The sequence below is a fragment of the Solicola gregarius genome (assembly GCF_025790165.1).
Lineage (GTDB): Bacteria > Actinomycetota > Actinomycetes > Propionibacteriales > Nocardioidaceae > Solicola > Solicola gregarius.
Map to the genome: position 1 here is coordinate 2343455 of NZ_CP094970.1, position 14139 is coordinate 2357593.

The 14139-nt window shown below is 68.7% G+C and carries 13 protein-coding genes; 7 read left to right on the forward strand and 6 right to left on the reverse strand.

Annotated features, from left to right (window positions below):
- Window positions 1-118 precede the first annotated feature (118 nt).
- Window positions 119-1303, forward strand: a complete 1185-nt coding sequence (dinB, locus tag L0C25_RS11695; RefSeq protein ID WP_271636665.1) for a DNA polymerase IV — start codon at window positions 119-121, stop codon at window positions 1301-1303.
- Here dinB and L0C25_RS11700 read toward each other — a convergent pair.
- Entirely contained in the window at window positions 1242-2519 is a 1278-nt protein-coding gene (locus L0C25_RS11700) for an MFS transporter (protein WP_271636666.1), read from the reverse strand. The genes dinB and L0C25_RS11700 overlap by 62 nt on opposite strands.
- Window positions 2516-3838, reverse strand: coding sequence for an NAD(P)-binding domain-containing protein (locus L0C25_RS11705; protein ID WP_271636667.1), 1323 nt, complete (start codon window positions 3836-3838; stop codon window positions 2516-2518). Before L0C25_RS11705 ends, L0C25_RS11700 begins: the two co-directional genes overlap by 4 nt.
- A 94-nt stretch (window positions 3839-3932) precedes the next feature.
- Here L0C25_RS11705 and L0C25_RS11710 point away from each other — a divergent pair, with 94 nt between their 5' ends.
- Window positions 3933-4763, forward strand: a complete 831-nt coding sequence (locus L0C25_RS11710) for a helix-turn-helix domain-containing GNAT family N-acetyltransferase (protein ID WP_271636668.1) — start codon at window positions 3933-3935, stop codon at window positions 4761-4763.
- A gap of 106 nt (window positions 4764-4869) precedes the next feature.
- Window positions 4870-6360: a potassium/proton antiporter gene (locus tag L0C25_RS11715; protein ID WP_271636669.1), complete on the forward strand. Its 1491-nt coding sequence runs from the start codon at window positions 4870-4872 to the stop codon at window positions 6358-6360.
- Between the two features lie 7 nt (window positions 6361-6367).
- On the opposite strand, the gene L0C25_RS11720 is transcribed toward L0C25_RS11715, so the two are convergent.
- Together L0C25_RS11720 and L0C25_RS11725 are read right to left on the reverse strand one after the other, a co-directional pair.
- Complete coding sequence (locus L0C25_RS11720; protein ID WP_271636670.1) at window positions 6368-6910, reverse strand: LytR C-terminal domain-containing protein; 543 nt, start codon at window positions 6908-6910, stop codon at window positions 6368-6370.
- Window positions 6907-7212 (reverse strand): type II toxin-antitoxin system VapB family antitoxin, encoded by a 306-nt coding sequence (locus tag L0C25_RS11725; RefSeq protein WP_271636671.1) that lies wholly within the window; start codon window positions 7210-7212, stop codon window positions 6907-6909. The genes L0C25_RS11720 and L0C25_RS11725 overlap by 4 nt, the downstream gene beginning before the upstream one ends.
- Window positions 7213-7318: 106 nt before the next feature.
- Here L0C25_RS11725 and L0C25_RS11730 point away from each other — a divergent pair, with 106 nt between their 5' ends.
- Together L0C25_RS11730 and L0C25_RS11735 are read left to right on the forward strand one after the other, a co-directional pair.
- Window positions 7319-8878: a hypothetical protein gene (locus L0C25_RS11730; RefSeq protein ID WP_271636672.1), complete on the forward strand. Its 1560-nt coding sequence runs from the start codon at window positions 7319-7321 to the stop codon at window positions 8876-8878.
- An 86-nt stretch (window positions 8879-8964) separates the two neighbouring features.
- A complete protein-coding gene (locus L0C25_RS11735) occupies window positions 8965-10566 on the forward strand; it encodes a hypothetical protein (protein ID WP_271636673.1) in 1602 nt (533 codons plus the stop codon).
- Here L0C25_RS11735 and L0C25_RS11740 read toward each other — a convergent pair.
- Window positions 10563-11480 (reverse strand): pseudouridine synthase, encoded by a 918-nt coding sequence (locus tag L0C25_RS11740; protein WP_271636674.1) that lies wholly within the window; start codon window positions 11478-11480, stop codon window positions 10563-10565. The two genes, L0C25_RS11735 and L0C25_RS11740, sit on opposite strands and share 4 nt — an antisense overlap.
- A 108-nt stretch (window positions 11481-11588) precedes the next feature.
- On the opposite strand from L0C25_RS11740, the gene L0C25_RS11745 reads away from it, so the two are divergent.
- Both L0C25_RS11745 and L0C25_RS11750 read left to right on the forward strand, forming a co-directional pair.
- The gene (locus L0C25_RS11745; RefSeq protein ID WP_271636675.1) at window positions 11589-11915 is read left to right on the forward strand and encodes a hypothetical protein; all 327 of its coding nucleotides are present in this window, start codon (window positions 11589-11591) and stop codon (window positions 11913-11915) included.
- Between the two features lie 68 nt (window positions 11916-11983).
- Window positions 11984-12577, forward strand: coding sequence for a dihydrofolate reductase family protein (locus tag L0C25_RS11750; protein WP_271636676.1), 594 nt, complete (start codon window positions 11984-11986; stop codon window positions 12575-12577).
- Window positions 12578-12624: 47 nt separating this feature from the next.
- Here L0C25_RS11750 and L0C25_RS11755 read toward each other — a convergent pair whose 3' ends face one another.
- Window positions 12625-13959, reverse strand: a complete 1335-nt coding sequence (locus tag L0C25_RS11755; protein ID WP_271636677.1) for a DUF1254 domain-containing protein — start codon at window positions 13957-13959, stop codon at window positions 12625-12627.
- Window positions 13960-14139: the final 180 nt, after the last annotated feature.

The window sequence follows — 14139 nt, forward strand, 5'->3', positions numbered from 1 at the left end:
TCGGGCCGGACCGTTACCGTATGTGATCGTCGGGCCGGTTCGCGGCGCTGGATGTGCACGGAGCGTGCGGACCGCGTTTCGCTCGTCGGTTCGCCATGAGGTATGCGAACATGTGTTCGTGAGCGAGGATGCGATCCTGCATGCCGACCTCGACGCCTTCTACGCATCGGTCGAGCAGCGCGACGATCCGGCCCTGCGTGGCAGGCCGGTCATCGTCGGCGGTGGCGTGGTCCTCGCCGCGAGCTACGAGGCGAAGGCGCGCGGGGTGCAGACGGCGATGGGCGGCCGCCAGGCACTGCGCCTCTGCCCGGACGCGATCGTGGTCGGGCCGCGGATGTCGGCGTACGTCGAGGCGAGTCGCGCCGTGTTCGACGTCTTCGAGAACACCAGCCCGTTGGTCGAGGGCCTCTCGATCGACGAGGCGTTCCTCGACGTCGGGGGGTTGCGCCGGCTGCGGGGGTCGCCCGAGCACATCGCGCACAACCTGCGCCGCGACGTACGCCGCGAGGTCGGGCTGCCGATCTCCGTTGGCGTTGCGGGTACGAAGTTCCTGGCCAAGGTGGCGAGCGCCGTCTCCAAACCCGACGGGCTGCTTGTCGTGCCCTCCGGCGGCGAGCTCGACTTCCTGTATCCGCTGCCGATAGAGCGGCTCTGGGGAGTCGGCCGGGTCACGTCCGCCCGGCTGCGGTCGCGCGGCGTCCGCACGGTCGCCGACCTCGCGGCGCTCGACGAGGACGTCTTGGCCCGACTCGTCGGTCGCGGTGCCGGGCGACACCTGCATGCCGTCTCGCACAACCGCGACCCCCGTCAGGTGGAGGTGGGGCACCGACGCGGATCGGTCGGTGCCCAACACAGCCTGGGCCGATCGGAACCGACCGCCGACGATCTCGACGCCGTCCTGCTCGCCCTGGTCGACCGCGTGTGCCGTCGCCTCCGCAAGGGCGAGCGCACGGCGCGTACTGTCACGCTCCGCCTGCGCTTCGACGACTACACGCGTGCGACGCGGTCGCACACGATGCCGGCGCCAACCGACCGTACGGACGTCGTTGTAGCGGCGGCACGGTCGCTGCTCCACCTGGCCCGACACATCATCGAGTGCAGCGGCATCACCCTGCTCGGCGTCGCCGTCTCCGGGCTCGCCAACGGGCCGCCACAGCTGGAGCTGCCGCTCGAGCGGGTTCCACCCCGTGAGCTCGACGGCGCGGTCGACGCCGTACGCCGACGGTTCGGTACGTCGGCGCTCAATCGTGCGGTCCAGCTGGGTCGGCGCGATCCGCTCGAGGTGCCGCTGCTTCCGGACTAGGAGAACGCGGAGTCGTAGCCAGGAACAACCCGGCGGCGACGGCCGCGACCGCGGCGAGTACGACGAACGACCGCGCCTGGCTACCGGTCAGCTCGGCGAGTGCGGCGCCGGCGAACGGGGCGATCGCGGAGGCGATCAGCATCGGTGCGGTCAGGATCCCGTTCAGGGAGCCGAAGTTCGCAGTGCCCCAGCGGTCACTGATGGCCGTCGCCTGCACGAGTGTGTACGTCCCGCGGCCGACGCCGACCGCGACCGAGGCGGCGACGAGGGCGGCGAGCGGCCCGGAGACGGCCGCGAGCGTGCCGGTGCTCGCGGCGACGACGCCGATGATGATCGCGCCTCGTACGGTGTAGCTCGTGACGGCCGCGAAGCGCGCGTACCCGAGCCGGCCGCACACCTGACCGATTCCTCCGAGGCCGAGGGCGATCGCGCCTTGGCCGGCGCTGTAACCGTGCTCGATGAACAGCGGCACCAGGTTGATCACGACCGCGTACACGCTGAACGCGGTCATGCTCATCGCAACCGCGAGGATGATGAAGGTCGGCGAGCGCACGGTTGCCCCGATCCGGGATCGTCCGCCTCGTGGCTGGGTGTCGCCGGTCTGCTCGCGGCGCCATGGCCGGCGTAGCCCGTACCAGTGTGCCGGGATCGTCACGGCCGCGAACCCGACGATGAGGACGACGTACGTCGTACGCCACTCGAGGTGCGAGGTGGTGAAGGCGGTGAGCGGTGCGAAGACCGTGCTCGCCAGCCCGGCCACGAGCGTCAGCGCCGTGAGCGCCTGTACGCGCCGGCTGCCACCCCAATGGGTGAGCGCCGCGAACGCCGGCGGGTAGAGAACCGCCGACATCGCCATGCCCGCGATGATCCAGCCGATCACGAATGCTGCGTACGTCGGCGACCAGGCGATCACCAGGACGGCCGGAACGGCGAGCACCGACCCGGCCGTCATGATCGCCCGCGGTCCGAATCGGTCGATGTGCCGGCCGACGACGATGCCGACGACCCCGGAGGTGACCTGGCCCGCCGAGAACGCGGCGGTCACGGCGATGGTCGACCAGCCGGTGTCGCTTGCGATCTCCGTCGCGAGCACCGGGAACGCGTAGTACAGCACTCCGAAGCCGGTGATCTGGGTGACGCACAGAACTGCGACGACCCGGCGCAACGCACCGGGCTCGAGGGCGCCCGTGTGCGTCGCCGACTCCGTATCGCTCACCCTCGTATGGTGCCCCCGATGGTCAGCACCTCGTCGGTCGCGGTGCCGCAGCAGCCGCCCGACGCCGCCGACTCGTCCTCGTCGAACAGGCCGGCGCCGCCGCAGACGCCTGTGTCCGGGAGGGTCAGCTCGACGCGTTCGGCCGCCTCGTGATCGCCCGCGATCTCCGCGACGACGGAGCGCACCTGCTCGTACCCGGTCATCGCGAGGAACGAGGGTGCTCTGCCGTAGCTCTTCATGCCCACCAGGTAGAAGCCGGCATCGGGTTGCGCCAGCTCCTTCGCACCGTGCGGGTAGACCGTGCCGCAGGAGTGGATGTTGGGGTCGATCAAGGGCGCGAGTGCCTTGGGCGAGTGGAGCACCGGGTCGAGATCGAGCCGGATCTCGGACAGGTACGACAGGTCTGGCCGCATGCCCGTGACGGCGACGATCTCGTCGACGCGCTCGACCCGCTGCCCGTCGAACGACTCGATGTCGACCTGCTCGCCGTGCGGGACCAGTGCCCTCGCGCGGAACCCGGTGGACGTACGCACGTGGCCGGCGTTGACGGCCTGCTGTGCGCGTCGCCCGAGCGCGCCACGCTCGACCAGCTGGTCGTTGTCGCCGCCGCCGAATGCATTGGTGGCGCTGCCGCGGCGGACGAGCCAGCTGACCCGGGTGCCGGGTGCCTCATCGGCCAGCTCGCCGAGCGCGACGAGCGCGGTCATGGCCGACGCGCCCGTGCCGGCGACCGCGATGTGCTTGCCGGCATACCGATCGCGCGTCGACGGGTCGCGCAGGTCGGGTACGCGATACGTCACCCGCGCGGCGGACTCGCCGAGCGCCGGCAGGCCATCACCGCCGAGTGGGTTCGGCCGCGACCACGTGCCCGAAGCGTCGAGTACGGCGCTCGCCTCGATTCGTTCCTCGCCGTCGCGTCCGTTCACGTGCACGACGAACGAGGCGCCGTCGCGTCCGGAGTCGACGAGGCGGTCGCGCCCGCTCCGCGCTACGCCGGTGACCCGGGCGCCGTAGTGTACGACCGGGTCGAGAGCGTCGGCGAGCGGTTGGAGGTAGCCGTCGACCCAGTCGCCTCCGGTGGGATAGCGGTCGCCGTCCGGGGTCTGCCAACCGGATGCGTCGAGCAACGCGGCGGCCGACGGGTCGATCAGCTCGCGCCATGGCGAGAAGAGCCGGACGTGCGCCCAGTCGCGGACCGCCGTGCCGGCGCTCGGGCCTGCCTCGAGTACGACCGCGGCGCGGCCTCGGGTGCGCAGGTGGGCGGCCGCGGCCAGCCCGGTCGGGCCGGCCCCGATCACCGCGACGGGAAGGTCGGACATGGGATGCTCCTTACATCGGTGTTCGTCGATAAAGGGACTCTATCGACGGGCGTCGATCTATGCAACCATCGATCCACGTCGATATACTCGCCTCGTGACCACAAGCCAGACCACTGCCATGTCCGTCGACGATGCGCGTACCTACGCCGACTGGTTCGCCTGCATCGGTGATCCCACCCGGGTGCGGATGCTGCACACGATCGCCTCGGAGCCCAGCGGTTCGACGACGGTCGGCGCCCTCGCGAGCGCGCTCGGCATCTCCCAGTCGACCGCGTCGCACCACGTACGCCGGCTCGCCGATGTCGGATTCGTGCTCGTCGACAAGCACGGTACGACGACGGTCGTGTCGGTCAACACCGCCTGCTGCACGGGGCTGCCCCATGCCGCCGACGTCGTGATGGGCTCGGTGCAGCGGTTGCCGTGCTGCCCGGACGAGGTGCCGGGCGTAGGCGTGCGGGCACTCGCGGAGCGCGACTGGACGGACGTACGCCGGATCTACGCGGAAGGCATCGAGACCGGGCAGGCGACCTTCGAGACCGACGTGCCGGCGACGGCAGCGTTGGATCGCAAATGGCTCGACGGGCACCGTTGGGTCGCCGAGGTCGACGGCCAGGTCGCCGGGTGGGCCGCAGTCGCGCCGGTTTCGCAACGCAAGTGCTACGCCGGTGTCGGCGAGTCGTCGGTCTACGTCGGCGACGGTTGGCGTGGTCGCGGCGTCGGCAAGGCCCTGGTCCGCAAGCAGGTCATGGCGGCCGACTCCGACGGACTCTGGACGCTGCAGACGTCGATCTTCCCGGAGAACCGGGCGAGCGTCGGCCTGCACCACTCGGCGGGCTTTCGAACCGTCGGCGTACGCGAGCGGATCGCCGAGCTGAACGGCGAGTGGCGCGACACCGTGTTCATGGAGCGCCGGTCAGGTCACTGAGCAGTGCCGCACGGCAAGGCGATCGAGTCGTATCAATGGGTGGCGCGCCCGATGGGTCGTTGGAGCAAGGCATTAAGGTGATGAGGCGTAGCGCGAAAGGAAGTGCGTGGATATAGGCGAGTTGGACGTCGTCCTACTCGTCGTGCCCGTAGTCCTGCTCGGAGCGATTCTCGCCGTTCGGCTCTCGGTACGCCTCGGACTCCCGACGCTGCTGATGTACCTCGGCATCGGGCTCGTACTCGGAGACGGCGTCGTGGGCATCGAGTTCTCCGATGCCGACCTCGCCCACGCGCTCGGCTTCGCCGCGCTCGTGCTGATCCTCGCCGAGGGCGGACTTTCTACGAAGTGGGAACAGATCCGGCCGAGCATCGTACTCGGCCTACTGCTCGCGACGGTCGGCGTCGTGGTGAGCGTCGCGGTCGTCGCGCTGGCCGCGCACTATCTGCTCGACCTGAGCTGGCAGACATCCGTCCTGATCGGCGCCGTCACATCGCCGACCGATGCCGCCGCCGTCTTCTCGGTGCTGCGCAACGTACCGCTGAAGTCGTCCGTACTCGGCACGCTCGAGGCCGAGTCCGGACTCAACGATGCGCCGACGGTGCTCGTCGTCGTCGCGGTCAGCTCGGGCATGGCGACCGAACACTCACCGCTGGTCCTGCTGCTGTTGATCGTCTTCGAGCTGGTTGCCGGTGCGTTGGTCGGCTTCCTGATCGCCAAGATCGGTGCCTGGCTACTCCGCGGCGCGGCGCTCCCCTCGGCCGGGCTCTACCCGCTCGCCGTACTCGCATTCGCGGTGCTCGCGTACGGGAGCGCCGCCGCGTTGCATGCGAGCGGGTTCGCGGCGGTCTACATCGCGGCGCTGGTGCTCGGCAACACGGAGCTGCCGCACCGGCGTGCGGCACGATCGTTCGCCGAAGGCGTCGGCTGGCTCGCCCAGATCGGGTTGTTCGTCATGCTCGGGCTGCTCGCCACACCTGCGCGCCTCGAGTGGTGGCATGCCGCCGCGGCAATCGTCGTCGGATCGGTCCTCACGTTCCTGGCCCGGCCTCTGTCGGTGGTCGCCTGCGGGGTGTGGCTGCGGGTGCCGTGGAACGAGCAGGCGTTCCTCGGCTGGGCCGGCGTACGTGGTGCCGTGCCGATCGTTCTCGCCACGATTCCGTTGGCACACGGCGTCGACGGTGCCAACGACATCTTCGACATCGTGTTCCTGTTCGTCATCATGTTCACGTTCCTGCAGGGGCCGACGCTTGGGTGGTCCGCACGCCGGCTCGGTGTGAGTTCGGCCGACGAGGCGCGCGACGTCGACATCGATGCGGCGCCGCTCGAGCGGGTGTCGGCAGACATGCTGCAGATCCACGTGCCGAAGAGTTCGCGCATGGTCGGGGTCGAGGTCGGCGAGCTTCGGCTGCCCGGCGGTGCGAGCGTCGCGCTGGTCGTCCGGAGCGGAGAGACGGTGTCACCCGATCGCACGATGCGGATCCGGCCGCGCGACGACCTGCTCGTCGTCGTGCCCCGGCGCGAACGCGAGCGCGTCGAAGCGCGCCTTCGGGCGATCGCCCGCCACGGCCGGCTGGCCGGCTGGCGCCGCGACGGCTGACGACGACTCAGGTGTCGCCGGGCGTCGGCTCGATCGGGACGCAGATCTCGAGCTTCTCGTCGACCGGGACACTCGAGCGCGACTCGCGATCAAGGCCGACGAACTTGTCGCCGACGACGATCGCGATGCTCGTCGAGGTCGCGACGTCGTCCTTCACGACGCGTACCTTGCCGTTGAACTGATCCTTCAGCAGGCGGGCCATGGCACCGTCGGGCTGCTCTGTCACGATCGTGACATTGCGTGCCTTGATGCCGATGTCGTCGGCGTTGCCGATGACGCCGCGCTGGTAGTCGTACCGGCTCAGCCGGCGCTGCGTCTGGCTCGCGAGGCCCGAAACGGAGCCGGCGTTGTAGACGTCGACGGTGACCTGCCCGCGCGACAGCTTGCTGCCGGGTTCGAGGGTGACCTTCTTGCAGGTCGCCTCGGACTCGTCGTTCTGCAGCTCGAGCTCGGGGATCGGCGAGGTGACGAGCCGGAAGCCCGCCACGATCCCGACGACGAACAAGACGCCGAGTACGACCAGGGTGACTGCTCCCCGGGTGTGACTCATGTCTTGCCGTCCTTGATCGAGAAGACCCGTGCATGGAGCACGAGCCGCTGCTGCAGTGCCGCGCGCAGCGCCCGGTGGAGCCCGTCTTCGAGGTAGAGCTCGCCCCGCCAACGTACGACATGGGCGAACAGGTCACCGAAGTAGGTGGAGTCCTGTGCGAGCAGCGTGTTCAGGTCGAGCGAGTCCTTGATCGTCACGAGATCGTCCAGCCGCACCTGTTGCGGCGGTAGCTTCGCCCATTCGCTCTGGCTCAGTCCATGGACCGGGTACGGCTGTCCGTCGCCGACTCGTTTGAAGATCATCGTCTCGTAGTGTAGGCAACTCGCGCCCGGAACGGACGGAACCACCCGGGAGGGAGCGCCATCTCACCCTAGCGTCGCCGCTGCCGTCGTCTTGTGGAGGTTCCCGATGTCTCGTGCCAGGCCGCCCCTGCTGGCGGCATGCGCCGCATTGATTCTGGTCGCGGCGTGTTCTGGCGGCGACGCTGACGAGTCGTACGACCCGGACCCGACCGTCGCGTACCAGAGCGGTGTCGAAACCCCGAAGGATCGCGACGAGGACGCAGTCGACGCGGCACTGGGCCGGATCGACCCCTGTGCCCTGATCGACCCGGCCGGGGCAGGCGTCAAGGGATTCCCGAAGTCATCCGAGCTCGACCCGGACGGCCCGCACGTGTGTGAGGTCGAGAGTCCGGACTACGACGAGGTACGCGCGGTGCTGGGCATCGAGCTCGCGGCGGAGGATCGGTTCACCCGCGATCTCCTGAATCTCGGCGGCGCAAAGGCGTACCTGGAGAGCTCCCCGACCAACACCACGTTCTGTCGAGTGGCGCTGCCGGTGAGCTTCACGCATGCGATCGAGTTCACCGGGAGCAGCGGCGGCGTGGGCGCCGATGCCTGTGGCCCCGCGAAGCGCTTCGCGGCGCTTGCGGCGGAGCGTCTCGACCAGCCCGACACGCTCGAGCAGGTCGCCGGCCCCGATCGCGCGGGTGCCTGCGACATTCTGCGCCGAGCGGTCGACCTGAAGAATAAACGGGAGTTCCGGTCGGGCCAGGACTTCCTGTTCGGTATGGACAAGTGCGGCGTCTGGGAAGCGCCCGACCAGACCGACACGACCGACCTGCAGTTCGAGCCGGTCGCACCGGAGAGCTATCTCGAGATCGGGTACTCCACACCACCGAACGACGAGTTCACCAAGGACTACGGCACGGTACGTGGGCGGGCGCTGAACGGCTACAGCTCGGGCGGCTGCGTCCTGGCCTGGAACGAGTGGGATGCGCCGACGAACGTCGAAGGAAACCTCGTCGCACGCTTCAAGGCGAGTGCGCCCAGCTGCAAGGCGGCGAAGCGCCTCGTGGCCCAGGTGACGAAGGTGGTCGACGACACGCCGTCGTCGACGGCTGACCCGCAGCGTCCGGTCTTGTACGCCCCCGACGAGTCCGATATCGCCGCACCGGGTGGCTGCGTCGACCTCGCCGAGTTCGCGACCGCGGACTGCGAGGCGTTCGTGGATGCCGAGGTGCCGGAGGCGGCGAGCGACGTCGTCGGGGCCGCGGATAGGGAGCCCGGCGTGAGCTGTTCCCTGGCGGGCGATGCCGTCCGCGAGCAGTTCGGCGACTCGATGAGTCCGATCACGGCCACCCATGGCACCGACGCGGCCGGCGGGCCGGCGTACATGTGCGGGTTCACCGAGCCCACCCACGGCCGACAGGTCTGGATCGACGTCTCGTCCGACGAGATGCCGTACGAGCCCGGCTCCGAGATCGACGGTCACGATGCGCACGACCTCGAGACCGCGAGCGAAGGTACGCGTCAGCTCTGGATCGCGATCGACGGCGGCTACGTGTACGGCGAGGTGCGCGTGACTCCTGACCGCAGTACGGGGATGTACTCTGACTCGCCTGTGAACGACAAGCCGCTCGACAAGCTCGACGAGGCGATGACCGACATCATGGCCGAGCAGTTCTGAGCGTACGCCGCGACAGGCGCTCGACAGTGAACTGACAGCGCCTGCGTCCAGCCTTGGCGGCAGGTTCGTACGAGGTGGGGTGTCAGGTGATGCATCGGAGGTCGGCGCTGGCTGTCGTCTTAGGGGCGCTACTGCTGTCGGGTTGCTTCGCGGGCGGTGAGAAGGCGGACGTTGCGAAGGATCCGTTCGCGCCGTTGCCCAAGGTAGAACACGCCAAGGTCGAGGTTCCGAAGGATCGTGACCCAAGGGCGGTCGAGGAGGCGTTGCGACGCATCGACCCGTGCGCGCTCGTCCGGCCGGCCCGTGGATCTCATCCGGCGTTCCCGGCTGCCGCTCGGCCATCACGCGAGGGGCCGCACAGCTGCGAAGTGGAAGCGGTAAACGGCTACCACGGGGAGATCGAGGTTCGACTCGGCGAGGTGATGGCCGCCGACGACCGGTACGCGTGGCGTCGGATCGATGTCGGCGGCTCTGCCGTGTACGCGAATGCCGACGGCGGCGGATTCTGTCAGCTGGCGATCCCGGTCAGCTTCGAGCACACGATCCTGTTCACCGTCGATCTCTACAAGTACGCGGGCGGATGGGCGGCGCAACCGTGCGTCTCGGCCAAGCGCCTGGTGTCGAGGGCGATCCCCATCCTGCGTACGCCCGCAGCGATCCCGAAGGCGCCGGGGCCGGGCCGGTGGTCGGCGTGCGACCTACTCGCGCAGACGCTCGATGGGCAGATACCTCCCAAGCACGTGGTGCGCATGGGCGACGGCGTCGACGGCATTGACGAGTGTCGGCTGTATCGAGCGGACAAGAGTTCGCTCGCGCTCACGGGAGCTTCCTTCGGCCCCATCGACACGGGCATCGCGGCGCGGCTCGTGTACGACCCGGACTCCGCGCGCAAGAAAGACACAGCCATCGGTGGGCACGCCGTCGAGATCATGGGCAAGAAGCCGTGCGAGTACTCGTGGCGGCAGTGGCCCACCGTCTCGGACTCCGACTACCCCGGAGTCGTCGTGCTCAGCGCTCCGACCTGTCGGCAGGTCGAACGGATGAGTCGGATCGCGATGCGGGCGCTCGACGGCCCACCCGCTCAACGCTCCGACACCGCACCACAGCGGCCGTTGCTGTACGAGTTCGGCGAGTCCGACGTGCCCGCCGTCGATGCGTGTATGGATCTCAATCCCGGCGAGCGGGTCGATTGTCGGCCGTACGTCGAGGCGGACTTGCCCGATGAGCCTGCCGAAGTCGTGCGGCATGCCGAGGCGGACCGCAACGTCAACTGCGCTCTTGCGATCGACGCCGTTCGCCGGAACTTCGGCCGCCAGATGATCCCGGTAACGGTGGGAGCCGAGCCGGCCGTCGGCCCGGTCGACGTCACGTTCGCGCGCCCGCAGAGCTGCGTCTTCGTCGAGCCGGAGCATGGTCTCGAGGTGTGGGTGCAGGCGGCCTCGGCATCGTTGTACAACACGATCTCTGAGGTGGGCGATGAGCGGGTGGCGGGGCATCGCGCGTCGGTCGACCGGGTGAGCGAGTACAGCCGGTTCACCGCCATTGCACTCGGCCGGGCCTCCGACCCCGGCCAGCTCATCGTCGGGGTAACCCGGCAGCCCTCCGAGGCCGGTCGGTCGCGCGCGGCCGAACGCCGGCTCGATCGAATCGACTCCCTCGCCGCCGAGCTGGTTGAGGAGCACTTCTAGGTCGGACCGAGCGGCGGCGTCCATGCCTCGAGTCGGCGGTCGCTCACGAAGCGCCGGGAGTGTCCGTCGATCGGATCCGTGAACGCGACCGAGCGCGCCACGAGTTGCAGCGGCTCGCTGAAGTCGTCGTCGGAGAGCTCGCGAATCTGCGGATAGTAATTGTCGCCGACGATCGGGATGCCGAGCGTGTCCAGGTGAGCTCGCAGCTGGTGCGTACGGCCGGTTCGCGGCCGGAGCCGATAGCGGCCGAGGTGGTCGCGTGTGTCGAGCAACTCGACGTACGTCTCGCTGTTCGGCTCCCCGGGGATCGTCTCGGCGCGCAGAACTCCACGTCGCTTGACGATTCGGGTACGTACGGTGCGTGGCAGGCGAAGCGACTGGTCGACCGGGGCCACCGCCTCGTACACCTTCTCAACGGCACGCTCCGCGAAAAGCTCGTGGTACGCGCGGCGTACGCCGGCCCGGACGGTGAACATCAAGACTCCCGCTGTCATCCGGTCCAGGCGATGCGCGGGGGAGAGCTCGGGCAGCGCGAGCGCGCGGCGCAGGCGTACGAGCGCGGTCTCCATGACGTGGCGACCACGCGGCATCGTGGCCAAGAAGTGCGGCTTGTCGACGACGAGGAGGTTCTCGTCGCGGTGGATGATCTCGATCCGGAACGGGACCGGCGGCTCCGCCGGAGGATCGCGGTACAGGAAGACCGAAGCGCCGGGCGCGTACTCTGCCGTGATCGCGAGCGGTCGACCGCTCGCGTCGTACACCTCGCCGGCCGCGAACATCTCCCGCAGGCGTTCTTCCGCCTCGGGGAACCGGGCGATCAGGTACGCACCGACCGTCGGAAGCGCCGGCGTGCGGGGCAGGCGTACGCGGGTCGCAGCAAGCCCATTGCGCAACGGCAACGGCGATACGGGCACACCTGACGGTACCGCCTACGCTGCGTAACCTCGTGACACCGTTGTCGTTTAGTTTGGTATCACTGCCGACAGCCGTGATCTCAACGGACGAAGGTCTAGGTGAAGCAAATGTCAGTCCTGGAGCACAAGTCGAGTCTCGGTAGCGTGATCGAGTTTCATCGCGCCCGGCTTGTGGCATTGGACAACTGGGGCGCGGCGCAGGAAGCGCTGTGCGTCTCCGACGATCCCGTGCGGTCCATCTCACGTGCACTCGGCATCACCAGCCTCGGCGCACATTCGGTGATCGCGATGCTGCGCGGCCAGCGCCCCGAACGCTCCGTGGTCGAGCGCGAGGTACGCAGGCTCGAGCGCCTCGAGGTCGTCGCACGCAAGCACGACGACGTACGTCGACGGTGGGCCGTCGCGCGCACCGGAGCGAGGCACGCGCTGGTCTGACCCGTTGCACGCTTGCGTACCCCTTCGATGCGACGATGTCGTCTCGCCGGTCAACCGAGAGGGCATCAATGCGCAAGCTCACGTACTACGTCGCCAGCACGATCGACGGATTCGTCGCCGGTCCCGAAGGTGGCGACCCGACCGGACCCGGGGGGTTCTGGACGTTCGGTGAGGACTACCTGAAGCACATGGTCGCGAACTACCCGGAGACGCTGCCGGGGCCTGCTCGGTCGGCGCTGGGAATCACCGACGAGGCGACCCACTTCGACACGGTGATCGAGGGGCGCGCGTCGTACGAGATCGGGATCGACGCCGGCGTACCCGACGCGTACCCGCACCTGCGCCATCTGGTTTTCTCGCGCACGTTGTCGAGCGTGCCGGCGCCTGCCGTCGAGCTCGTGGCGAGTGATCCGATCGAGTGTGTACGCGAGCTCAAACAGCAAGCAGGTAAGGACATCTGGCTCATCGGCGGCGGCACGATCGCGGGCGCGCTCTATCCGGAGATCGACGAGCTGATCATCAAGCTGAGCCCGATCACGACCGGCACCGGCATCGGCCTGTTCGGCGCGCAGGCGTCGTTCGATCCCGCGGCCTGGAAGCTGGCCGACAGCACGGTGCTGCCGGGTGGTGCGGCGTTCCTGACGTACGCCCGCCAGAACTGACGTTCGCTCGGCGGCACTCACGTTGGGACCGCTGCCCGGTCGGCCCGCTAGCCGGCCTTGGTGATGGGCGGTAGCTCGTAGCGGCCGTCGAACACGGCTTCGTCGGGCTCGTACATGCGCAGGATGGGTCGGAAGGCTCCGGCGGGGGTGGGGAGCCAGTTCGCGCGGGCGGCCGGATCGGTGGGTTCGTGTGACTGCATCCGGATCGTCATCGACCCGTCGGGATCCAAGTGCAGGCCGGGTGTGCGGTCACCGACCGAGTAGCGGTTGATCGGGTTCGCGACAAGGTAGAAGTCAGTCGCGTCGTACATCGTCACCGACCAGAACGCGCCGACCGGCGGCGGCTGCTCGAACCGCAACTCATAGCTGTGTGCGCCGTCGAGCTGGTCGCCGTCGCCGTCGACGTAGACCATTGCGTAGGCAGCTTCGTAGCCGTGGTTTCCCCACAATCCGCCGCGGGCGGCGAGGGCTCGCTCGAGGTAGCGATCGCGGGGTTCGATGTCGAGCCGCCAGGCAGGTTCGTCGAGCGCTCCGATCTCGAAGAAGTCCAGGTTGTAGTCGAACAGGTGGTACGTGAGGCTCCACCCGTTGTGGCGCGGGCTGCGGTTGTGCTTGAGCGCCTGTTCCATGCCGGCCTGACCGCGTTCGAGTCCGGCCTGCAGCGCGGCCCGCAGCGTGGGATCGGGGTCGACGTACGGTGACTCGGGCGCCAGCAGCCCCAGCGGTTCGAACCGCTGGTGGTACTTGATGTCACGTTCGGCCGGTGGGAAAGCCTGCATCCGTACGCGTAGCCGTTCGAAGAAGGCAAGATCGTCGGGAACCGATGCCGCCGGCTCGGGCAGCCCTCGGGTCGGTCCATCGCCCAACGGTGTGAGAGTCAGCTCCGCCTGCAACGCCTGAACCGCGGGTAGGTCGTCGTCGCCGTCGACGGCCCACCGGCCCGCGATCGTCGCCAGGTCGGTCGGGAAACGGATCACCTGCGCGTCGGTGAACTCGTCGTTGTCGGCGTTCGGCGGCAAGAGCACGAACGACCCTGCTGACGTGCCGGTTGCACGGTGACCCACGTAGGCGAAGTTGTTCGTCCACGCGTCAATGAACTGCAGTACGTAGTAGAGCCCGCGTGCATCGGGCACGTCGAGTCGTACTGGTCCGCCGCTCAGATCGACCTGAGCTATCGAGTAGAGCGTGTCGTTGTTGATCGAGACGAACTCGTCATCGGGACCGGCCAACCTCGTGGCGTGGCCGAACGTGTTGAAGGGACTCGGCGGAACGCTGCCCACTCCGTTGCGAACGAACCGATCGACCTCATCCAGATCGAATGCCAGAGCAAAGCCGTACACGAACGCCTCGGCCGCCAGATCTGCGCGCTTGTCGTCATCCATCCCGAGCTCCTCCTGCCAGCGGCCTCGAGGGGCCTGCGTCGAAGCGGGGTCGGGGCCGAAGTACGTCGGGCGACCACGTACGAACTGTCAGGCTATAGGAGCGCGAGACACCTCGTGGCAACTCCGCGACATCGGCCGCGGTCCGAGCACGAGACGGCGCCGGAGGCACGAACGCCGGTC